General features: G+C 61.8%; 21 protein-coding genes. 9 read left to right on the plus strand and 12 right to left on the minus strand.

Annotation, left to right across the window (positions count from 1 at the left end; translation table 11 throughout):
* Positions 1–11 precede the first annotated feature (11 nt).
* Both ACEN42_RS28635 and ACEN42_RS28640 read left to right on the plus strand, forming a co-directional pair.
* Positions 12–392 (plus strand): DUF1090 domain-containing protein, encoded by a 381-nt coding sequence (locus tag ACEN42_RS28635; RefSeq protein WP_250485516.1) that lies wholly within the window; start codon positions 12–14, stop codon positions 390–392.
* A gap of 36 nt (positions 393–428) precedes the next feature.
* On the plus strand, positions 429–887 hold the full coding sequence (locus ACEN42_RS28640; protein WP_371883863.1) for an MEKHLA domain-containing protein: 459 nt from the start codon (positions 429–431) through the stop codon (positions 885–887).
* A 10-nt stretch (positions 888–897) separates the two neighbouring features.
* Here ACEN42_RS28640 and ACEN42_RS28645 read toward each other — a convergent pair whose 3' ends face one another.
* Positions 898–1,758 carry an NmrA family NAD(P)-binding protein gene (locus ACEN42_RS28645; RefSeq protein WP_371883864.1) on the minus strand — a complete coding sequence of 287 codons (861 nt, stop codon included), beginning with the start codon at positions 1,756–1,758 and terminating at the stop codon, positions 898–900.
* Between the two features lie 248 nt (positions 1,759–2,006).
* On the opposite strand from ACEN42_RS28645, the gene ACEN42_RS28650 reads away from it, so the two are divergent.
* Genes ACEN42_RS28650 through ACEN42_RS28660 form a run of 3 tightly spaced genes read left to right on the plus strand, consistent with a single transcriptional unit; the run spans position 2,007 to position 5,223 of the window.
* Positions 2,007–2,822, plus strand: coding sequence for a MaoC family dehydratase N-terminal domain-containing protein (locus tag ACEN42_RS28650; RefSeq protein WP_371883865.1), 816 nt, complete (start codon positions 2,007–2,009; stop codon positions 2,820–2,822).
* Between the two features lie 46 nt (positions 2,823–2,868).
* On the plus strand, positions 2,869–4,032 hold the full coding sequence (locus ACEN42_RS28655; protein WP_371883866.1) for an acyl-CoA dehydrogenase family protein: 1,164 nt from the start codon (positions 2,869–2,871) through the stop codon (positions 4,030–4,032).
* 12 nt (positions 4,033–4,044) lie between these two features.
* Positions 4,045–5,223 carry a CaiB/BaiF CoA transferase family protein gene (locus ACEN42_RS28660; RefSeq protein WP_371883867.1) on the plus strand — a complete coding sequence of 393 codons (1,179 nt, stop codon included), beginning with the start codon at positions 4,045–4,047 and terminating at the stop codon, positions 5,221–5,223.
* Here the strand turns inward: ACEN42_RS28660 and ACEN42_RS28665 are convergent.
* From ACEN42_RS28665 to ACEN42_RS28705, 9 genes are all read right to left on the minus strand, one after another.
* Positions 5,220–6,167, minus strand: coding sequence for a LysR substrate-binding domain-containing protein (locus ACEN42_RS28665; protein WP_238211146.1), 948 nt, complete (start codon positions 6,165–6,167; stop codon positions 5,220–5,222). The genes ACEN42_RS28660 and ACEN42_RS28665 overlap by 4 nt on opposite strands.
* Positions 6,168–6,251: 84 nt before the next feature.
* On the minus strand, positions 6,252–7,079 hold the full coding sequence (locus tag ACEN42_RS28670; RefSeq protein WP_371883868.1) for a CoA ester lyase: 828 nt from the start codon (positions 7,077–7,079) through the stop codon (positions 6,252–6,254).
* Positions 7,079–8,011, minus strand: a complete 933-nt coding sequence (locus tag ACEN42_RS28675; protein WP_371883869.1) for an electron transfer flavoprotein subunit alpha/FixB family protein — start codon at positions 8,009–8,011, stop codon at positions 7,079–7,081. The genes ACEN42_RS28670 and ACEN42_RS28675 overlap by 1 nt, the downstream gene beginning before the upstream one ends.
* Positions 8,011–8,760, minus strand: coding sequence for an electron transfer flavoprotein subunit beta/FixA family protein (locus tag ACEN42_RS28680; protein WP_371883870.1), 750 nt, complete (start codon positions 8,758–8,760; stop codon positions 8,011–8,013). The genes ACEN42_RS28675 and ACEN42_RS28680 overlap by 1 nt, the downstream gene beginning before the upstream one ends.
* Before the next feature lie 124 nt (positions 8,761–8,884).
* Positions 8,885–9,196, minus strand: a complete 312-nt coding sequence (locus ACEN42_RS28685; protein ID WP_371883871.1) for a hypothetical protein — start codon at positions 9,194–9,196, stop codon at positions 8,885–8,887.
* A 44-nt stretch (positions 9,197–9,240) separates the two neighbouring features.
* On the minus strand, positions 9,241–9,927 hold the full coding sequence (locus tag ACEN42_RS28690; RefSeq protein ID WP_371883872.1) for an RNA polymerase sigma factor: 687 nt from the start codon (positions 9,925–9,927) through the stop codon (positions 9,241–9,243).
* Between the two features lie 8 nt (positions 9,928–9,935).
* Positions 9,936–10,238 carry a cupredoxin family copper-binding protein gene (locus ACEN42_RS28695; protein ID WP_371883873.1) on the minus strand — a complete coding sequence of 101 codons (303 nt, stop codon included), beginning with the start codon at positions 10,236–10,238 and terminating at the stop codon, positions 9,936–9,938.
* 1 nt (position 10,239) lies between these two features.
* Positions 10,240–10,773: a DUF4142 domain-containing protein gene (locus ACEN42_RS28700; protein ID WP_371883874.1), complete on the minus strand. Its 534-nt coding sequence runs from the start codon at positions 10,771–10,773 to the stop codon at positions 10,240–10,242.
* Positions 10,774–10,855: 82 nt separating this feature from the next.
* Positions 10,856–11,587, minus strand: coding sequence for a GntR family transcriptional regulator (locus ACEN42_RS28705; RefSeq protein WP_371883875.1), 732 nt, complete (start codon positions 11,585–11,587; stop codon positions 10,856–10,858).
* Positions 11,588–11,724: 137 nt separating this feature from the next.
* On the opposite strand from ACEN42_RS28705, the gene ACEN42_RS28710 reads away from it, so the two are divergent.
* From ACEN42_RS28710 to ACEN42_RS28725, 4 genes are all read left to right on the plus strand, one after another.
* A complete protein-coding gene (locus ACEN42_RS28710; RefSeq protein WP_371883876.1) occupies positions 11,725–13,095 on the plus strand; it encodes an adenylosuccinate lyase family protein in 1,371 nt (456 codons plus the stop codon).
* Between the two features lie 26 nt (positions 13,096–13,121).
* Complete coding sequence (locus ACEN42_RS28715; RefSeq protein ID WP_371883877.1) at positions 13,122–14,534, plus strand: cation:dicarboxylate symporter family transporter; 1,413 nt, start codon at positions 13,122–13,124, stop codon at positions 14,532–14,534.
* A gap of 114 nt (positions 14,535–14,648) precedes the next feature.
* Positions 14,649–17,390, plus strand: coding sequence for an MGH1-like glycoside hydrolase domain-containing protein (locus ACEN42_RS28720; RefSeq protein WP_371883878.1), 2,742 nt, complete (start codon positions 14,649–14,651; stop codon positions 17,388–17,390).
* A gap of 70 nt (positions 17,391–17,460) precedes the next feature.
* The gene (locus tag ACEN42_RS28725) at positions 17,461–17,907 is read left to right on the plus strand and encodes a universal stress protein (protein WP_035501348.1); all 447 of its coding nucleotides are present in this window, start codon (positions 17,461–17,463) and stop codon (positions 17,905–17,907) included.
* A 9-nt stretch (positions 17,908–17,916) separates the two neighbouring features.
* Here ACEN42_RS28725 and ACEN42_RS28730 read toward each other — a convergent pair whose 3' ends face one another.
* Together ACEN42_RS28730 and ACEN42_RS28735 are read right to left on the minus strand one after the other, a co-directional pair.
* A complete protein-coding gene (locus ACEN42_RS28730; RefSeq protein WP_371883879.1) occupies positions 17,917–19,134 on the minus strand; it encodes a hypothetical protein in 1,218 nt (405 codons plus the stop codon).
* Positions 19,135–19,246: 112 nt separating this feature from the next.
* Positions 19,247–20,704: an NAD-dependent succinate-semialdehyde dehydrogenase gene (locus tag ACEN42_RS28735; protein WP_371883880.1), complete on the minus strand. Its 1,458-nt coding sequence runs from the start codon at positions 20,702–20,704 to the stop codon at positions 19,247–19,249.
* Between the last annotated feature and the right edge of the window lie 77 nt (positions 20,705–20,781).

The following is a 20,781-nucleotide window of genomic DNA, read 5'->3' on the forward strand; positions in this document are numbered from 1 at the left end:
TGAGGCCACAGATGAAACTCGCATTCAAGGCACTGCTGCTCGTTTCGATCGCAAGTCCCCTCTATTGCGCGGCTCAATCGAAGGGATGCGATGCGAAGCGCAGTTCGATCGAACAGGAAATCGCGTATGCGCGCGCGCATGGCAACGCAAATCGCGTCGATGGACTGGAAACCGCGCTCGCCCGACTGAACGCGAACTGCACGGATGCATCGCTGCGAAGCGAGAGCCAGCGCAAGGTCACGGCGGCGCAAAAGAAGCTTGCCGAGCGCGAGCACGACTTGCAGAAAGCGAAGGACGAAGGCAAGAGCGCGAAGAAGATCGCGGAGCGCCAGCACAAGGTCGATGAAGCCCATGCCGAGCTCGAACGTGCGCAAACGGAAGCGAACGAGTAAGGTGCTGTTTCCCGCTCATTCAAGACACTCCGCACGATGCAGCCAACCGATCCCGACTTCTTCACGCTTCTTGGCGAAAGTTATGCGCGCCTGCTGGGCAAGCCGCTGGTTCCCGATGAAGAACTGCCGCCCGCCGAAGCCGCGCGCTGGCTTTACGAAGACGCGCCCTTCGGCATCCTCGCGCACGATACCCAGGCTGATCCCGTGTTCGTCTACGGCAACCTGCGCGCGCAACGTCTCTTCGGCTATACATGGAACGAGCTGACCGCGTTGCCGTCGCGTTTGTCGGCTGAAGCGCCCGAGCGCAGCGAACGTCAGGCGTTTCTCGAACAGGTGACGCGCGATGGTTATGTCGACGGCTATCGCGGCGTTCGTGTCACGAAATCGGGCGAGCGCTTCTGGATCGAACGCGCGACCGTGTGGCAAATGTTCGATCGGGACGGCGTCTATCGCGGCCAAGCGGCGATGATTCCGGACGTCAGCAACATCGCCTGAAACGTTTCGCTCAACGCGCGACGAGCTTGCGGATCACATCGACGAGCGGCGTCGTGCCTTTGACGATATGTTCGCGTTGCCCTTCGAAGTCGATCCAGCCTTCGTTGAAACCGTCGAGCATTTGAATGCGCGGCGTCGGATGCTTCATGGCCTGACTCACGAACAGCGCTTCCCATGTGTTGCGCGGGACGGCCTGCGCACGCACCGGCTTGCCGAGCACTTGTGCGAATGCGGCGGCAATATCGTCCGGGCTCGTGCGCCGTGGCCCTTCCAGTTCGACGATGCGCACGCCCGGCCAGCGCTCCTGCATGAGCTTCGCCGCGAGTTCACCGATGTCATCGGTGGCGATCATCGGAATCGCGCGATCGAGCGGTTGCAGAAACGATCGCACGATGCCTTCGTTGCGCGCCGAATCGACATCCCATGCGCAATTCTCCATGAACCAGCCCGGACGCAGAAACGTGACCGGGATCGCTTGCTTGCGAAGCGCTTCCTCCAGCAGCGAGCGCTGCGTCAGAAGATTGGTCTGCGTGGCCTGCGCGCCGATTGTCGACAGGCACACGATCCTGCGCGGCTTCGAACGCGCCACGGCCGCGACGATCGTATCGATGACCTCGCGCGCCTCCGGAAAGCCAGGCGCGGGATCGAATTCCGGCGGCGGAAGAATGAAAACGGCTTCGGCGCCTTCGAAAGCGTGCGCGAGCGCATCGGCATCGGTCATGGTGGCGAGGGCGATCTCGCAACCGCGTGCCGCCCACTCCGCGCCCTTCTTCCCGTCACGCACGACGGCGCGAACGGGCTTCCCCGCGTTCAACAGCGCGTTTGCGAGCGCCCCGCCGACTTGTCCTGTGATTCCAGTGATGACATACATGGTCCGACTCCTTGTGCAATTCGTCTGCCTGCGATGGATTGCATGTTAGGGCGCGGACTGTCCGCGACAAATGACTCGCGGGTTATCGGATTGATGACCCGGCGTCATTGATCGCGTCGCACGGGGCGCAATAGGTTCGCCCTATGCCCGGCACATGAAACTGGTATTTCCACTCCACGGAACATTTCCTTAAAGTCTTCCTTATCCAACCAGGATTCGCTGGCCGGTCCAGCAACGGAGACGACACCATGCAAACGGAAAGCGCCGCCGATATCGTCGCGCCCACCTCCGTCGCGGCGCTCGCCGCCACGCTCGATTACGATGCCGCGCCGAACGAAGGCGACGCGCTTCCGCCCTTGTGGCACTGGATATTCTTCAGGCCGATCGCGAGGCAGTCGCTCATCGCGGCGGACGGGCATCCGCAGAAAGGCAGCTTTCTGCCCGACCTCGGCCTGCCGCGACGCATGTGGGCCGGCGGGCGTTTGCGCTTTCCGGCGCCGGTGATCGTCGGTGAACGCATCACGCGCGAATCGACCATTCTCGATGTCAGCGAAAAGCAAGGCCGCACGGGCAAGCTCGGTTTCGTGACGGTCGGGCATCGCATTTGCTGCGGCGATGTCACCGCGATCGAGGAGGAGCACGACATCGTGTATCGCGAACCGGCCGCGCCCGGCGCACCCGCACCGGCCCCGACTCCCGCGCCCCGGGACGCGCAATGGCAACGCGATATCGTGCCCGACGAAACGCTGCTGCTGCGCTATTCGGCGCTGACCTTCAACGCGCATCGCATCCACTACGACAAGCCTTACGTGACGCAGGTCGAAGGCTATCCGGGCCTCGTCGTGCATGGGCCGCTCATCGCGACGCTGCTGATGGATCTGCTGCGCCGCCAGTTGCCCGATGCGACTGTCATCGACTTCTCTTTCAAGGCGCAGCGTCCGTGTTTCGCCGGCAATACGCTGCATCTGTGCGGCCAGCCATCGGCGGACGGCAAGACCGTCGAGCTGTGGTCGAAAGATCACGAAGGCTGGCTCGGCATGACCGCGCGCGCCACGCTCGCCTGACACGTTTGACTCGTTTGACGATACGAACCCAATAGCCAAGCACATCATGATCGAATCCACTCCCGACGCTTATCAGGACATCCGCGAAGCCGTGCGTGATCTTTGCGGCCAGTTCTCCGGTGAATACTTTCGCAAGATCGACGAAGCGCGCGGCTATCCCGAAGCATTCGTCGATGCGCTCACGAAAGCGGGCTGGCTCGCCGCGCTGATTCCGCAAGAGTACGGCGGCTCGGGTCTCGGGCTGACCGAAGCGTCGGTCATCATGGAAGAGATCAATCGCTCGGGCGGCAACTCGGGCGCGTGTCACGGCCAGATGTACAACATGGGCACGCTGCTGCGTCATGGCTCGGCGGAACAGAAGAAGCGCTATCTGCCGAAGATCGCATCGGGCGAATTGCGTCTGCAATCGATGGGCGTGACCGAGCCGACCACCGGCACCGATACGACAAAAATCAAGACGACCGCCGAAAAGAAGGGCGATCGTTATGTGATCAACGGTCAGAAGGTATGGATCTCGCGCGTGCAGCATTCCGACCTCATGATCCTGCTCGCGCGCACCACGCCTGTCGCGGATGTGAAGAAGAAGAGCGAAGGCATGTCGATCTTCATCGTCGATCTGCGCGAAGCGATCGGCCACGGCCTCACCGTGCAGCCGATCCTCAACATGGTGAATCACGAGACCAACGAGTTGTTCTTCGACAACCTCGAGATTCCCGCCGAGAATCTGATCGGCGAGGAAGGCAAGGGCTTCAAGTACATCCTCGACGGCCTGAACGCGGAGCGCACGCTGATCGCGGCAGAGTGCATCGGCGACGGCTACTGGTTCATCGACAAGGTTTCACAGTATGTGAAGGATCGCGTCGTGTTCGGGCGTCCCATCGGCCAGAATCAGGGCGTGCAGTTTCCGATTGCGCGCGCCTATGTCAATGTCGAAGCGGCGAACCTGATGCGCTTCAAGGCGTGCGAGCTCTTCGACGCGCAGAAGCATTGCGGCGCGCAGGCCAACATGGCGAAGCTCCTCGCCGCCGATGCTTCATGGGAAGCGGCCAACGCATGTCTGCAATTTCACGGCGGATTCGGCTTTGCGGCGGAATACGATGTCGAACGCAAGTTCCGCGAGACGCGTCTCTATCAGGTCGCGCCGATCTCGACCAATCTGATTCTCTCGTACGTCGCCGAGCATATCCTCGGCCTGCCGCGCTCGTTCTGAAGGAGGCCGATCATGCGTCCACTGCAAGGCATCAAGGTCGTCACGTTCGAGCATGCGATAGCCGCGCCCTTCTGCACGCGTCAGCTCGCCGATCTGGGCGCGCGCGTGATCAAGATCGAGCGGCCCGGAACAGGCGATTTCGCTCGCAACTATGATGAACGCGTGTCCGGGCTCGCATCGCATTTCGTGTGGACGAACCGTTCGAAGGAAAGCGTGACGCTCGACGTCAAGCATCCTGAAGCGCTCGATGTCGTGCACAAGCTGCTCTCCGATGCCGATGTATTCGTGCAGAATCTCGCACCCGGCGCGACGCAACGGCTCGGGCTCGACTACGACACGTTGAAGGTGCGTTATCCGCGCCTCATCGTGTGCGATATCTCGGGCTACGGTTCGGACGGCCCGATGCGCGACAAGAAAGCCTACGACCTGCTGATTCAAAGCGAATCCGGCTTTCTCAGCATCACGGGCTCGGAAGGCGAACCCGCGAAGGCAGGCTGCTCGATCGCCGATATTGCCGCCGGCACGTACGGCTACACCAACATCCTCGCGGCGCTCATCGAGCGCGGGCAGACGGGGCGCGGCAAGCGAATCGACATCTCCATGCTCGAAAGCATGGTCGAATGGATGAGCTATCCGCTCTACTACGCGATCGACGGGCAGACGCCGCCGCCTCAGGCGGGCGCATCGCACGCGACGATCTTTCCTTATGGCCCGTTCCAGGCAGGAGACGGCAAGACCGTCATGCTCGGTCTGCAAAACGAGCGCGAATGGAAGAAGTTCTGCGAGATCGTGATTCGCCAGCCCGCGCTTCAGGACGACGAACGCTTCTGCGCGAACAGCCGTCGCACGCAGCATCGCGAAGCGTTGACGCACATCATCGTCGATGCGTTCGCTTCGCTGACCGCCGCACAAGTCATCGAGCGGCTGGAGGAAGCGGGCATTGCCAATGCGCGTATGAACGACATGCACGATGTGTGGAAGCACGATCAGCTCGAAGCGCGGCATCGCTGGACACGCGTCGAAACGCCGGCCGGTGCGATTCCCGCGCTCTATCCGCCGGGACTCGGCAGCGCCGATGAACCGCGCATGGACGCCGTGCCCGCGCTCGGCCAGCACACCGTTGCGGTCTTGCGCGAGCTCGGCCTCGACGATAAAGCCATCGAGCGCTTGCGCGCGGCGAACGCGATCTAGGCTTGCGGTCCCCGCTTGCGCATCGTCACGCCTTGCCAGCTATCGTGTTCGATATGCTCCGCGATCAACTCGATAAGCGTCTCGCGCACCGCGACCGTCGCCGAATTCATCGGCGCGCCATTGGGCCAGCAGATGCTGGCTGGCCGCCTGATCGTCGGCTCGACGATTCTTCGCATCTTCGGCAAGAGCGCCTCGTTCCATTGCGCGATTGCCGATGAAGGAAGAATCGTGCAGGCACGGCCCGAATTCGCGATCAGCAAGAGCGCGGGCAACGAGTCGATATCCGCGACGATATTCAATTCGACCTTCTCGCTCGCGAACGTGCGCTCGATCAAAAGACGCAAGCCGTTCGACGCGCCGGGCGCGACGAGCTTGACGCCCGCAAGCTTGGCGAGCGGGCATGTCGATGCGCGCGGCGAGATATCGCCGCCCGGATCGCCCAACAGATAAAGCGTTTCATCGAGCACGGGCAAGGCCGTGATGCCGGGTGTATCCGATTCGCGAAACAGGATGCCGAGATCGAGCCGGCCATTGGCGAGCAGCTCGTTCAGATAGCCGCTCATGCTTTCGAAGAATTGCAGGCGAATGCCGGGGTATTGATCCTGGATGCGCTCGAATAGCGGAACCGCGAGCACGGAGGCCATCGTCGTCGGCAAGCCGACCGCCACCGTGCCGGATTCGGCGCCCGCGCCCTTGGTCACTTCCTGCTTGAGTTGTTCCATCTGGCGCAGCACGAGACGCGCATGGCGATAGAGGGCATCGCCTTCGGCGGTCGGCGTGACGCCATGATTGCTGCGCAGAAGGAGCGTGACGCCGAGTTCTTCTTCGAGCCGCGCCATCTGCTGGCTGAGCGAAGGCTGTGCGACGAATAGCTTTTCCGCCGCCTTGCCGAGACTGCCGTAATCGACGATGCTGACGAAGTAGCGAAGCTGGCGGACGTCCATGTGGAATGGCGAGAGTCGATGACAGGCGCGCGCGTGAATGTCCGGCGCCGGTCGCCTATTCTATAACTCGCGGGTCCACATGAACTATGCGCGTGCGCCTTCGAGTATTGTTTGCGCGCGAAGCACGACTGGCCGGTCCACCATTTTTCCATCGACGGCGATGGCCGCGCCGTTCGCATTCGAGAACGCATCGAGTATGCGCTTTGCCCACGCGAGTTCGGACTCGCTCGGCGCATAACATGCGTTGATCGTTCGAACCTGCTTCGGATGGATGCACAGCTTCCCCGCGAAGCCACGGCGCTTTCCATTGAGCGTTTCGTGCTTCAACGCGTGTTCGTCGTCGATAGCGGGCGTCACGCCGTCGATCGGTGCGCCGATGCCCGCGACCCTCGATATCATCGCGAGATTCGCGCGGAATGGATCGAGAACATCGTCATCGGTGGCCATGTTCATGTCGGCGCAGAAATCGAGCGTGCCGAACATCAACTGATGCACGTACGGTGCTTTCGCGATCTCTAGCGCGTTGAACATGCCCTTCGCGCTTTCGATCAGCGGAAACACGGGCATTCTGCTCTTCGTGCGCGAGACGAGCGCGATGATATCCGCGGCGCTTTCCGCCTTCGGCAACACGATGCCCGCCACGCCGCGCAGCTTGCCCAGTTGCGCATCGCGATCGAACCACGGCGTATCGCGCGCATTCACGCGAATCAGCACGGGACGCTCGGGCGAGAGCCATGCGGCCACGGCATCGCGCGCCTCGTCCTTGCTCGCGGGCGCGACGGCATCTTCCAGATCGATGATGATCGCGTCGGCGCCGCTTTCCAGCGCCTTCGCGAAACGCTCGGGGCGATTGCCCGGCACGAACAGGAACGAACGATATCGATCGGCATGCGACTTGGCGGGCGTTTGCATCACAGTTCGTTGACCAGTTCGGGGACCATCGTGAACAGATCGCCGACGAGACCGTAATCGGCCACGCTGAAGATCGGCGCTTCCGGATCCTTGTTGATCGCGACGATGACCTTCGAGTCCTTCATGCCCGCGAGATGCTGAATCGCGCCCGAGATGCCGACCGCCACGTACAGTTGCGGCGCGACGATCTTGCCGGTTTGACCGACCTGATAGTCGTTCGGGACATAGCCAGCATCGACTGCCGCGCGCGATGCGCCCAGCGCCGCGTTGAGTTTGTCCGCGAGCGGTTCGAGCGTCTTCGTATAGTTCTCGCCGCTGCCGAGGCCACGTCCGCCCGACACGATGATATTTGCGCTCGTCAGCTCCGGACGATCCAGCTTCGTCACTTCACGGCTCACGAACTGCGAGATGCCTGCGTCGGCTGCGGCTTCGATCTTTTCGATCTGAGCGTTACCGCCTTCGGCCGCAACCGGATCGAAACCCGTCGCGCGAACGGTGACGACCTTGATCGGATCGCTCGATTGAACTGTTGCGATGGCGTTGCCCGCGTAGATCGGACGCTCGAACGTGTCTGCGCTATCGACGGCGGTGATATCGCTGATCTGCGCGACATCCAGATGCGCTGCGATGCGTGGCGCGATGTTCTTACCGTAGGCCGTAGCCGGCGCGAAGATATGCGTATAGTCCTTCGCGATGTTCAGCACAATGCCTTCGATGTTTTCAGCCAGGCCGTCGGCGAGTTGAGGCGCATCGGCGAGCAGCACCTTTGCGACGCCCGCGATCTTCGCCGCCGCATCCGCCGCGCCCTGCGCATTCGAACCGGCGATCAGCACATGCACATCGCCACCGATCTTCAACGCAGCCGCAATCGTATTCAACGTCGCTGCCTTGATCGATGCGTTGTCGTGTTCCGCAATAACGAGAGTCGTCATCAGATTACCTTCGCTTCGTTCTTCAGTTTCTCGACCAGCGTCTTCACGTCCGGCACCGTAATGCCCGCGCTGCGCTTCGGTGGCTCGACAACCTTCAGCGTCTTCAGACGCGGCGTAACATCGACGCCCAGATCGGCGGGCTTCACCGTCGTCAGCGTCTTCTTCTTCGCCTTCATGATGTTCGGCAGCGTCACGTAGCGCGGCTCGTTCAGGCGCAGATCAGTGGTGACCACTGCGGGAAGCTTCAAAGAAAGCGTCTCCGCGCCGCCATCGACTTCACGCGAAACAGTCGCCTTGCCATCCGCGACCACGACTTTCGATGCGAACGTCGCCTGCGGCAGGCCTGCCAGCGCCGCAAGCATCTGACCAGTCTGATTCGAATCGTCGTCGATAGCCTGTTTGCCGAGGATGATCAAATCAGCTTTCTCCTGGTCGACCAGCGCCTTCAACAACTTCGCGACGGCCAGAGGCTGCAAGTCCTCCGACGTTTCCACCAGCACAGCGCGATCCGCGCCGATGGCCAGCGCGGTACGCAACGTCTCCTGACACTGCGTCACGCCGCACGACACGGCGATAACTTCCGTTGCAACGCCCGCTTCCCTCAACCGCACCGCTTCTTCGACGGCGATCTCATCGAACGGATTCATCGACATCTTCACGTTGGCGATATCGACGCCCGTGTTATCCGACTTCACTCGGACCTTCACGTTGTAATCGACCACGCGCTTGACTGGGACAAGAATCTTCACTTGCGTCTCCGAATAATGACAAGCTCTCAGAAAGAGGCTTGACCTAACCTCTATTTGAATGCCTGTCCGGAAAGCGCGCAAATATCAGATAACTTTGCCGGTCATAGGCTCAACCTAGGGCCGCTCAATGCCCCGGTCCGTTTTGTTCGACGCAGCTCAGCACGAGCGTGCTGTTCGTGCCCGCTTCGGGGCTGAGCATCGCGGTATGGAATTCGCTGTCCGTGCAGCGCCAGTCGGCCTGAAGATCCTTGCTGCAAGCGCGCGTCGCATCGCCGATGCGCTTTCTGTCCGGCACGTACTGACACGTATCGAGCCCATCGCACTGAAGCGTCAGATCGTGCGTCGCGTTGCCGTTCGCGGCGCCGCAATTCGCGCCATAAGTTCCGGATATGACCTTGATCGTCCTTGCCTCAGCGCCCGAAATGCCCGCTAGCATGACGATTCCCGCTATTGCGCAAGCAGCCGCCCTGTTTATTGTCATCAAACGCCGCCATCGCGTAGTTTCGATAGCACCCGCTCGACAATCCGATCGCACCGCGCGCCGCCGAATTCGAACACGTCGCGTTCGGCGAGATCGAACGACTGCGCCAGCGATTCACGCAACATGCCGCGTGCGCGAAAATGCCGGCTGCGCACCGTCGCCTCGGGAATGTTCAGACACTGCGCCGTCTCTTCGACCGTCATCTCCTCGATCGAACGCAGCACGAACACAATGCGAAATAGCTCCGGCAATGCGTCGAGCTTGCGTTCGAGCAGTGCCCGAACCTGCGAACGCGCGAGCGCATCGTCGGGCGCGGAATTTTCGTGCGAGGTCATTGCTTCAGCCTGTTCGACCCAATCGGGCGCATCCACGATCGGAATCACATTCTGACGCCGCGCCGAACGCCGGATGCGCGCGAAACACTCGTTGAGCACGAGTCGCGATAACCACGTGGAAAGTTGCGCGTCGCCGCGAAACTGGCTCATCGACCGATACGCGTGCAAATAAGCGTCCTGCAATGCGTCCTCGGCTTCGGCATCGTTGCGCAAGGTCGCGCGCGCGAGGCGATACAGACGCCGGTTATGCCGACGCATCAGCAAATCGAACGCCGCGCGATCGCCCGCGACGATGCGCCGTGCAATGCTCAGATCGTCGTCGGCAACGAGGGTTTGTGCGGTGTCGCTCATCGTCGTCTCTATCGAACGTTCAGTGTCGCGTGCATCGTCGGATGCAGCCTGCACGAATACGCATAGCTTCCCGCCTCGCGCGCGACATAACTCCACGACGCATCGGGCGAAATATCGTGCGAATCGAAGACCGCTTTATCGGCGGTCGCGGTGTGCGGAAACAAATCCTTGTTCACCCACACGATGCGATCGCCGGGCGCAACGGTCAACACAGGCGGCTCGAAACGCATTTGCTCGATCACGACGACATACGTCGCGGCGCTCGCCTCGCCACACAAAACGAGCGCGCCTACGCAAAGAAGCCAGCGCATCTCACGCTCCGCTCTTTTTCAGTTCCGCCTGCACATGTCGCGCGTGTTCGAGATGTGCGACGAATGCGGGCCGCACATTGACGAGCAGCGCCTTCAGTTCTTCGTTTTGCGCGCCTGGAATCAAGGTCTTGTCGAGCGCATCGAGCACGCTTTCATGATAGGCGACCTCGTGATCGATGTACGACCGGTCGAAACTTCCGCCCGAAAGCGCTTTGAGCTTCGCGAGATTCGCGTCGCCGCCTTGCTTCAGGCTCTGGCTCGTCGGGTTGTCCTCGGGCGTGACGTTGAGCTTTTTCACGAGATCGGTCGCGGCCTTGTTGACGCCGCTATGGTCCGTGACCATTTGCTGCGCGAACGCCTTCACGTCGTTTGATTTCGTCTTCGATTCAGCGAGCTTGCCCGCGTCGATATCGACCTGATTGGCCGTCACGACGATAGCCGCGATCTGCGGATCGGTCGGTCCGGCATTTTGCGCATGAGCCGCGATGCCTGCGAATGCGACTATCGCGCTCAATGCGGCGTGGATGAGTTTCATGTGACGTCTCCCGGCATTCCGTTGTGGATACCGGCTTGGATGTCACGTCGAAAGACGGCGTTCCCGGATCGCGAAAGACGCGTCAGCCCGGCGAGCGCTTGAGCCGCATCGACACGCAGAAGCGCTCCGCCGGATGCACCGTGACCGACACTTCGAACGTCGCGCCGCTCGCATCGAGATAGCGGCGCACGATCTCCAGCGCCGCCGTGCCCGCCTCCACGCGCAGACGCCTCGCCATTTCCGCCGACACGTTGATGGCCCGCACGTCCTGCTGAATCTCGTCGATACAGCGCCCATAGCGCGCTTCGATCAGCGAGCTGATGAGCGTATCCGGATTCTCCTTCGCGGCTTCGGCGACGTCGTCGTATGCCGGATCGATATACACGTCCGTCCAGCCGACGGGCGGGCTGTCCTTGTCGCCATCAATACGCAGGCTCGATACGCGCAGCCACGGCGTGCCCTGCGCGCAACGCAAGGTCTTCGCGAGTTTCGCCGAGGCCTCGACGTGCTGCGTCGATTGCACGAGACGCAAGTGCTCGGAGCCGAACTGCACAAGATCGTCGACGGACGCGAGCGACGGACGGAAGTCGTTGCGCGGCTGCATCGACTCGACACGCGTGCCCGCATTCTTGCGCCGCGACACGAGGCCCAGTTGCTGCAACTCGTGCAGCGCGGCGCGCACGGTATGCCGGCTCGTCTGATAGTGGTCGCGAAGTTCCAGTTCGGTCGGCAGATAGGAGCCGACAGGAAAGCGGCCCGACGCGATGCCTTCGGTCAACTCGCGCGCGATATCGGCGAAATGCGGTCTGTTCATTGCTGCTTTGGCGGTGATTTTTCGGTGGTCAGGGTAAATCATAGCTTGCCCGATATGTTCGAACATATTAGTCTGAATATGTCCGGACATATAAGTCCGTCCTGCCCCGATCAATTCCGCTTCCGCATGAGGTCAACATGACGAGTTCCGTTTCTCCCCTGGCCAGCACCGTGTTCGATTCCGTGCTGTTTCGCGACGCGTTCGGCACCGCGAAAATGCGCGCGCTGTTCTCGGATCACGCGCTGGTGCAGCGCTATATCGATGTCGAAGTGGCGCTCGCGAAAGCCGAGGCGCGCGCGGGCGTGATTCCGGCCGAAGCCGCCGAAGTGATCGCGCGTGAATCGAAGATCGAGCGCATCGACTTCGATCACATGCGCGAGGAAACGGACATCGTCGGCTATCCGATCCTGCCGCTCGTGCATCAGATGGTCGCCATGTGCGGCGACGCCGGACGTTACGTGCATTGGGGCGCGACGACTCAGGACATCATGGATACCGCCGTCGCGCTGCAAGTGCGCGATGCGCTCGAATCGATCGACGGCGACATACGCGAATTGCGGGCGATTCTCGCGGACCTGGCGAAGAAGCACCGCGATACGCCGATGGCCGGCCGCACGCATTTGCAGCAGGCGCTGCCCGTGACGTTCGGCTACAAGGTCGCGATCTGGCTCGCGATGTTCGATCGCCATCAGGAACGCATCGCGCAGATGCGCGAGCGCGTGGCCGTCGTCGAGTTCGCGGGCGCGGCGGGCACGCTGGCATCGCTCGGCGACAAGGGCTTCGCGGTGCAGAAGGCGCTCGCCGAAGAACTGAAGCTCGGCTTGCCGGCAACCACCTGGCATGTCGCGCGCGACGGCTTCGCCGAAGCGGTCAACCTGCTCGCGCTCGTCACGGGCTCGCTGGGCAAGATCGCAATCGACATCATGATCATGGCGTCGACGGAATTCGCGGAAGTGTACGAGCCCTTCGTGAAAGGACGCGGCGCGAGCAGCACCATGCCGCAAAAGCGCAATCCGATTTCGAGCGAGCTCATGCTGGCCGCGGCAAAAGCAGTGCGGCAGCACGCGGGCCTGATGGTCGACGCGATGATCCAGGACTTCGAGCGCGCCACCGGCCCGTGGCATGCGGAATGGATCGCGATTCCCGAGAGCTTCATTCTCACGTCGGGTGCCCTGCATCAGGCGAAGTTCATGCTCGGCGGCCTGATCGTCGATGAAGCGCGCATGAAGCACAACCTCGGCATCAGCCGCGGCCTGATCGTGGCGGAAGCCGTGATGATGGGCATGGCCCCTTACACCGGACGTCAGCAGGCGCACGACATCGTGTACGACGCATGCCGCACGGTGAACGAACAAGGCGGCACGCTCGCGGAAGCGCTCGCGGCGTTGCCGGAAGTGACGAAGCACTTCGACCGCGCGGCGATCGAGCGCATGACCGATCCCGCGAACTATCTCGGTCTCGCGCCGCAGATGGTGGATCGCGCCATCGCGCTGTCGAGCGAAGTCTGAACGTAAAGAACATGGAGGAGCATGCGATGCATAACGAACCCGCATCACACGACGACACGACCGTCGCACCGCCGAAGAAGCTGCCGTGGTATCGCAAGCTCGGCATGCAGGTGCTTTTGTCGCTCGCGATCGGCATTGCGGTCGGTTTTGTCTTTCCGAAGTTCGGCGCGCAACTGAAGGTGCTCGGCGATATCTTTCTCGCGCTCATCAAGGCCGGCGTCGCGCCGCTCGTGTTTCTCACGATCGTGCATGGCATCGCGTCGGCGGGCGATGTGAAGAGCGCGGGGCGCGTCGGCTGGAGAGCGATCGTCTACTTCGAAGTCGTATCGACGATCGCACTCGCGGTCGGCCTGCTCGCGGGCAATCTGCTGCAAACGGGCAAGGCGATGACTTCCGTCGCTGTCGGCGCCGTGCCCGCGACGGCCGCAAAGGCTGCGCCACAAGGCTTCACCGAGTTCGTGATGCATGTGGTGCCGGACAACTTCATCGGCGCGTTCGCGAAAGGCGAGCTGTTGCAGGTGGTCGTGCTCGCGGTGATGGTCGGCATCGGCATTCTCGCTATTCCCGAGCGCCGCCGCGTGCGCATCAACGAAGGGCTCGATCTCGTTTCCGAGGTGCTGTTCTCGTTCATCAACCTCGTGATGAAGCTCGCGCCGCTCGGCACGTTGGGCGCGGTCGCGTATTCGGTGGGCAGCAACGGCACGGCGGTGCTGGTCGCGCTCGCACAACTCGTGGTGAGCTTCTATGCGGTGGTGGCGCTGTTCATCGTCGTGGTGATGGGCATCATAGCGAAGCTCGCGGGCTTCAGCCTGTGGCGCTTTCTGCGCTATATCAAGGACGAAATCTTCATCGTGCTCGGCACGGCGTCTTCGGAAAGCGCATTGCCGCGTCTCCTGATCAAGCTCGAACGGCTCGGCTGCGCGAAGCAGACCGTCGGGCTCGTGCTGCCTACGGGCTATGCGTTCAATCTCGACGGCACGTCGATCTTCATGTCGATGGGCGTGATGTTCATCGCGCATGCGTACGGCGTGCCGATCACGCTGGACCATCAGATCGGCATTCTGTTGCTGATGCTGCTGACGTCGAAGGGCGCGGCCACGGTCTCGGGCGGATCGTTCGTGGTGTTCGCCGCGACCGTCACATCGACGGGCATCCTTCCGGTCGAAGGCCTCGCGCTGATCTTCGGCGTGTACCGCTTCATGTCGATGGCGATCGCGACCTGCAACACCATCGGCAACAGCCTCGCGACCGTCGTGATCGCCAAATGGTCGCGCACCTTCGATGCCGCCGTCAGCGAACGGCATCTCTATCCGGAGCGTTATCCGGAGATCGCGGAAGCGGACCGGCGGCTCGCGGACGGCAATCTCCTACCAGAAGACATGAACGACGCGAATCCTCATCCGGACGGAATCTCGCTGAGAAGCGCGGGAACGCGATGAAACGGGATCGATGAGTTTTTGCTGCGCGGCAATCGCCGCGCTTTTTTTCACTTCGCTTATCATCGGAAAGCCGCGCATCGAACATATTGGATGGTCATCCGGACCGGAGGTCGCATGCCACCGCTACGCGCAATCCATCTGCTGCAAACCAGGGAAGGCTCTCGCCTGCATGGCGCCGAACTCGACCGGTGGCGACGCTGGGGACCGTATCTGAGCGAGCGTCAATGGGGCACGGTCCGCGAGGATTACAGCGAATGCGGAACCGCCTGGGATTACTTTCCGCACGACCATGCGCGCAGCCGCATGTATCGCTGGGGCGAGGACGGTATCGCCGGATTCGGCAACGACCCGCTCGACTGGTGCGTGTCGCTCGCGCTGTGGAACGGGCGCGATCCGATCATCAAGGAACGGCTCTTCGGCCTCACGAACGAGCAAGGCAATCACGGCGAGGATGTGAAGGAGCTGTACTTCTATCTCGACGGCACGCCGACGCATTCGTACATGAAGATGCTGTACAAGTATCCGCACGACGCGTATCCGTATCAGCAGCTCATCGACGAAAACAGGCGGCGCGGCCCCGAGCTTCCCGAATACGAAGTGCTCGATACCGGCGTGTTCGACAACGATCGATACTTCGATGTCTGCATCGAATATGCGAAGCACACGCCCGATGATGTCGTGATGCGCGTGACCGTCGAAAATCGCGCGGACGAGGCCGCGACGCTTCATGTGCTGCCGCAGTTCTGGGCGCGCAACCGCTGGTCGTGGTCGAGCAAATGGGGCAAGCCTTCGCTGACCCTGGAGCAGGATGCGCGGGAAGGCGCGCGCGTCGTCGCGCACAATCCGTCGCAGGGCGCGATGCTGGTGACGGCCTCGGCAGAGACCCCAATCGAATGGCTCTTCTGCGAGAACGAAACGAACGTTCGTCGCATCTTCGGCATCGAGGGCGCGGGCCCCTTCAAGGACGGCTTCAACGACTATCTCGTCGAAGGCGACGATCACGCTATCCGGCGCGATCATGGCACGCGCAGCGCCGCGCATGCGTGTCTGCAACTCGGACCGCATGAACGCTCCGTGATGTATCTGCGCTGGCGTCCGGCATCGGTTTCGGATGATCCGCCGCTCGACATGGCGCAGCTTTTCGCGCAACGCCTGGCGGAAGCCGACGAGTTCTACGCGACGCTGCAACACGATATCGATGAAGCCGATGCGCGTCTCGTGCAGCGTCAGGCGCTCGCGGGCATGTTATGGACGAAGCAGTATTACCAGTTCGACGTCACGCGCTGGCACGACGGCGATCCGGGCCAGCCCATCCCGCCGAAAGGACGCCGACAGGGCCGCAATGCGGACTGGCGGCATATGTGCAACGGGGACATCGTATCGATGCCCGACAAATGGGAGTACCCGTGGTACGCGTCGTGGGATCTCGCGTTCCATGCGGTCGCGTTCGCGACGATCGATCCGGACTTCGCGAAGAAGCAGTTATCGCTGCTCGTGAAAGAACGCTACATGCATCCGAACGGGCAATTGCCCGCCTACGAATGGGCCTTCGGCGACGCGAATCCGCCCGTTCACGCGTGGGCGACATGGCGAGTGTTCGAACTCGATCGCGAGATGACCGGCATCGGCGATCACGCTTTCCTCGAAGTGATGTTCCACAAGCTGCTGCTCAACTTCGCCTGGTGGGTCAACCGCAAGGACGCCGACGACCGCAACATCTTTCAGGGCGGTTTTCTCGGGCTCGACAACATCGGCATCTTCGACCGCTCGCAGCCGCTGCCGACGGGCGGACGCATCGATCAGGCCGACGGCACCGCGTGGATGGCCTCGTATGCGCTCGACCTCATGCAGATCGGTCTCGAACTCGCGATGGCCAACGAGTCGTATGTCGAGATCGCGGTGAAGTTCTTCGAGCACTTCCTGTATATCGCGGAAGCGGTGAGTTGCGGCGAAGGCTGCAACACGGGCTTGTGGGACCGCAGCGACGAATTCTTCTATGACGTGCTGCATCTGCCGGACGGCACGCGCGTGCCCATGCGCATTCGATCCATCGTCGGGCTGATACCGCTCTTCGCGGTGCATGTGCTCGAAGAGCGCGTGTACGGCGATTTGCCGGGACTGCGCGAAAGGCTCGCGTGGTTTCTCGATCATCGGCCGAATCTCGCGAAGCTCGTCTCGCGCTGGACCGAGCCGGGCAAGGGCAACACCACACTGCTTTCGCTATTGCGCGGACATCGCATGAAAGCGCTCCTGCGGCGCACGCTCGATCAGTGCGAATTCCTTTCCGACTATGGCGTGCGCGCATTGTCTCGCGTGCATTGCGAGAAACCTTATATCTTCGATCACGATGGCGTGAAGGTCTGCATCAGGTACCTACCCGCGGAATCGGATTCGCGTGTATTCGGCGGCAATTCCAATTGGCGTGGACCGATCTGGATGCCGGTCAACTATTTGCTGATCGAATCGCTGTACGAGTTTCATCGCTACTATGGCGATGAATTTCGCGTCGAACATCCGACGGGCTCGGGCAAGATGCATTCGCTGAGCGAGATTGCCGACGACCTCTCGCGGCGCGTCAGCACGCTCTTCCTGAAAGACGCCGAGGGCAAGCGTCCCGTGATGGCCGCGTATCCGATGCTGCAAGCCGATCCGCGCTCGCAGGATCTCATCCTCTTTCACGAGTACTTTCATGGCGACAGCGGGCGCGGTGTCGGCGCTTCGCATCAGACGGGTTGGAGCGGTCTCGTGGCGTTGCTGCTGCAGCCGCGTCTGATGAAGCTGTCGCACGTGGGGCCCGAAGCGCCTGTCATGTCCGTGCGTCTGGACGAGGAGGCTATCGCGGCGATGGGTCGCTAGAACTCGCCTATACTGGAATCGTCGGTTCGACTCTCTCTTTCGTGTCCCCAGAGAACCGGAGGACGTCATCATGTTCAACCATTTGCTGGTTCCCACGGACGGGTCCGCGCTATCGGAGGCGGCGGTGCGCATGGCCGTTGCGCTCGCCAAGGAGAACAGCGCGCGCATCACCGGTCTTTATATGATGCGGCCGTTTCATATGACCGTTTATAGCGCCGAGATGGCGGGCGCGAATCAGGACGAGGTTCAGGCCGCCGATCAGGCGCGCGCTCGCGTCTACCTCGAAAATCTCCGCAATATCGCGGTACAGGCAGGCGTGGAGTGCGATACCGAGGCGCCCACGGGATCGCATCCCTATGAAGTGATCCTCGATACGGCGAAGTCGCGGCACTGCGATCTCATCGTGATGGCCTCGCACGGCCACGGCGGAATTCGCGGCCTATTGCTCGGAAGCGAGACGCAGAAGGTGCTGACGCATAGTCATCTGCCGATTCTGGTGGTGAGGCCGCCGGAGTGATGGCGCAATTCATTCGGCCGACGCCTTTTCATCCGCCACTGCCGACCGCACGCGTGGACGCAACACGTTCACAAAGGTATTCGTGCGCTCCGCTAACCACGCGAAGGCCGCCTTACGCACCTCGGCCTGCTTCAACGGTCCGAATTCGCGACGGTCTCTGATGTAAAGCCGGGAATCCTTGTCGACAATCTCGGCGCTTCCGCCCAACTCGGCCCTCACAGAATCCCAGTCTTCGATGATGGTCTGCGCCGCGCGCTCACCGATGGTATTCCGGCTGAAAGAAAGAAATACGCCGACCGTATGCCGATGCAGATCGCGATACACAGTGATCCACGCGCTTCCATCAGGCACCGGCAGCGTGAAGCCGATATGACCTTGCCGCGCGGGTTTCGGTATCTGCTGCTCAGGATCGTCGAGCTTCAGGACGCCAAGAAACTCCGTCCAGAAGCTCTGCTGTTCTTCCGAAAGTGCCGACCGATCAACGTTGCCCTCGTCCTCGCCCTCCGCGATATCGTCAAGTGTGTGACCTTCAGGCACCATCACGACGGTCCGCGTAATCAAAGTGGTGCGAGCGAGGACACGCGGCACGATCAGCCGTCCGCCGTCAGGCATGACGTAGATGGGCATCTCGACCAGACCAAGCGAAAAATGTAGCCCGGCGTGCGCCTGCAGATACTCTGCGATTGCCTCAACGCCCTCGCGTATGCCGTCGCCGACGATCAAAAGCAGGAACCGTCCACGGCGAAGGTTCCGGGTGAGCGCATCATTGAATTTGATCTCATCGACTTCCGGGTCGACGGTGCGCACCATCTCCAGCAGTGGGTTTCCGTCACGTTTCAGGCACTGCTTTACCGCTCGCTGCAAGTCAGACGAGGACCAGCGGCTGAGCTCTTTCGCGTAATCGAGGATCTGGCCTACGACTTCACGCCGCGCTTCGGGATTGCGCCATAGCTTGCATTCGACCAGCACGGGCAATCCAGAAGGCGTGACCATGAAGACGTCGATGGGTCCGGCGTTCGTATATAGCTCGCGACATATGGACACGGCACCGGAGAAGATCGCGTCGATTTCCTCGATGGGAAGGCAGGCGGGATGCGCGTGCACATACGCCTGGATATCGGCCTCGCTGATTTCTGTCGCGCCTTTGTGCAGAGCGTCGGCCTGCAAGTGGATTGCGGTATTCGAGTTGTGAGGAATCAAAAGAGGAGCAGTGGTCTGTCTGGACATTCTTTTTGCTTTCTTGACTGCGCCACTGCTCGGTTTGAACGGTCGACGCCGGGAGCGGCGATTATAAAGGCCTGCCCAGTCGACACGTCGCGCACGCAGGCGGGCTGAGACCTCAAGGCTCCAGATTCCCAAAACAAACATACTTCGCCTCCAGATACTCCTCCACACCCGACGACGCCCCTTCGCGCCCCATCCCCGATTCCTTGATGCCGCCGAACGGCGCGACCTCGTTGAACACGAGACTGTCGTTCACGCCGACGACACCGCATTCGAGCGCCTCCATCACGCGGAACGCGCGGCTGATATCCGCCGTGTAGAAGTAAGACGCGAGCCCGGTGCGCGTATCGTTCGCGAGCGTGATGACGTCGTCCTCGTCCCGAAACTGGAGCACGCTCGCTATCGGCCCGAGAACTTCGTCGCCGCACACGCCCATCGACGGATCGACGCCCGTCAGAACCGTCGGCCTGAAGAAGTTCGATCCGGGCGCGACACGCGATCCGCCCGCCGCGATCTTCGCGCCGAGCCTCACCGCTTCATCGACGAGACTTTCGATGCGCACCACCGCCGCGTCGTCGATGAGCGGACCGATCTGCGCGCCTTCGTCCAGTCCGTCGCTCACCTTGAGCAACGCGACCTTCGAAACGAGCTTCGCGACGAAGGTCTCGTACACGTCTTCATGCACGAAAAAGCGGTTCGCGCACATCGCCGCCTGACCCGAGTGACGGAAACGCGCATCGAGCGCGCCTTTCACGGCAAGGTCGATGTCGGCGTCGTCGAACACGATGAAAGGGCAGTTTGCGCCCAGTTCGAGCGACATCTTCTTCACGGTGGATGCGCACAAGGTCATCAGCCGCTTGCCTTCGTCGATGGAACCGGTGAAGGACACTTTCCGCACACCGGGGCTCGCGAGCAGCGTGCTTCTTATCGGCTCGCCCTCGCCCGTCAGCACGGACAGCACGCCGCGCGGCAAGCCCGCGTTCTCGCCGAGCGCGCATAGCGCGAGCGCGGAGTACGGCGTCTGCGGATCAGGATGATGAATGACCGTGCAGCCCGCCGCGAGCGCGGCGCCGACGCGTCGTGCGACCATCGACGAGGGAAACGTCCATGACGTGATCGCGCCGCACACGCCTACCGGCTGATGCAGCACGCGGATACGCTGATTGCGGCGCGGCGCGGGAATGTTGTCGCCGTAGATGCGGCGCGCTTCTTCGGCGAACCAGTCGAGATAGTTCGCGGCCTGCGTGATTTCGGAACGCGCTTCGTGCAGCGGCTTGCCTTGCTCGGTGGACAGGATGATGGCGAGATCGTCGCGATGATGTTCGACGAGCCGCGCCCATTCCCTCAGCACCGACGCGCGCTCGCGGCTGCTCCAGTTGCGCCAGTCCTGCAAGGCCGCGTTCGCGCAGTCGATGGCTTCGGTCACCTGCTCCGCCGTGACTTGCGGCACGGTGCCGATGATCTCGCCCGTGGAAGGATTGGTGACGGGCACGCGCGGCAGCGAAGTACTGTCGACCCACGCGCCGCCGATATATGCCGATTGCTCGAAAAGACTGGGGCACTGCAATTCCATGGCTCGCTCCAATGCGTAAGAAGCTTCGTGCATTCAGTTGCATCGAGCTTAACGCATTTTTTACTCGCCATTCGCGA

The sequence above is a fragment of the Caballeronia sp. S22 genome (assembly GCF_964261745.1).
Classification (GTDB): Bacteria; Pseudomonadota; Gammaproteobacteria; order Burkholderiales; family Burkholderiaceae; genus Caballeronia; species Caballeronia jiangsuensis.

Bases quoted from the DNA above. Each gene is read 5' to 3' on its own strand.
- ACEN42_RS28635 (WP_250485516.1), top strand. From the start codon at position 12: ATGAAACTCGCATTCAAGGCACTGCTGCTCGTTTCGATCGCAAGTCCC.
- ACEN42_RS28640 (WP_371883863.1), top strand. From the start codon at position 429: ATGCAGCCAACCGATCCCGACTTCTTCACGCTTCTTGGCGAAAGTTAT.
- ACEN42_RS28645 (WP_371883864.1), bottom strand. From the start codon at position 1,758: ATGTATGTCATCACTGGAATCACAGGACAAGTCGGCGGGGCGCTCGCA.
- ACEN42_RS28650 (WP_371883865.1), top strand. From the start codon at position 2,007: ATGCAAACGGAAAGCGCCGCCGATATCGTCGCGCCCACCTCCGTCGCG.
- ACEN42_RS28655 (WP_371883866.1), top strand. From the start codon at position 2,869: ATGATCGAATCCACTCCCGACGCTTATCAGGACATCCGCGAAGCCGTG.
- ACEN42_RS28660 (WP_371883867.1), top strand. From the start codon at position 4,045: ATGCGTCCACTGCAAGGCATCAAGGTCGTCACGTTCGAGCATGCGATA.
- ACEN42_RS28665 (WP_238211146.1), bottom strand. From the start codon at position 6,167: ATGGACGTCCGCCAGCTTCGCTACTTCGTCAGCATCGTCGATTACGGC.
- ACEN42_RS28670 (WP_371883868.1), bottom strand. From the start codon at position 7,079: ATGCAAACGCCCGCCAAGTCGCATGCCGATCGATATCGTTCGTTCCTG.
- ACEN42_RS28675 (WP_371883869.1), bottom strand. From the start codon at position 8,011: ATGACGACTCTCGTTATTGCGGAACACGACAACGCATCGATCAAGGCA.
- ACEN42_RS28685 (WP_371883871.1), bottom strand. From the start codon at position 9,196: ATGCTAGCGGGCATTTCGGGCGCTGAGGCAAGGACGATCAAGGTCATA.
- ACEN42_RS28690 (WP_371883872.1), bottom strand. From the start codon at position 9,927: ATGAGCGACACCGCACAAACCCTCGTTGCCGACGACGATCTGAGCATT.
- ACEN42_RS28695 (WP_371883873.1), bottom strand. From the start codon at position 10,238: ATGCGCTGGCTTCTTTGCGTAGGCGCGCTCGTTTTGTGTGGCGAGGCG.
- ACEN42_RS28700 (WP_371883874.1), bottom strand. From the start codon at position 10,773: ATGAAACTCATCCACGCCGCATTGAGCGCGATAGTCGCATTCGCAGGC.
- ACEN42_RS28705 (WP_371883875.1), bottom strand. From the start codon at position 11,587: ATGAACAGACCGCATTTCGCCGATATCGCGCGCGAGTTGACCGAAGGC.
- ACEN42_RS28710 (WP_371883876.1), top strand. From the start codon at position 11,725: ATGACGAGTTCCGTTTCTCCCCTGGCCAGCACCGTGTTCGATTCCGTG.
- ACEN42_RS28715 (WP_371883877.1), top strand. From the start codon at position 13,122: ATGCATAACGAACCCGCATCACACGACGACACGACCGTCGCACCGCCG.
- ACEN42_RS28720 (WP_371883878.1), top strand. From the start codon at position 14,649: ATGCCACCGCTACGCGCAATCCATCTGCTGCAAACCAGGGAAGGCTCT.
- ACEN42_RS28725 (WP_035501348.1), top strand. From the start codon at position 17,461: ATGTTCAACCATTTGCTGGTTCCCACGGACGGGTCCGCGCTATCGGAG.
- ACEN42_RS28730 (WP_371883879.1), bottom strand. From the start codon at position 19,134: ATGTCCAGACAGACCACTGCTCCTCTTTTGATTCCTCACAACTCGAAT.
- ACEN42_RS28735 (WP_371883880.1), bottom strand. From the start codon at position 20,704: ATGGAATTGCAGTGCCCCAGTCTTTTCGAGCAATCGGCATATATCGGC.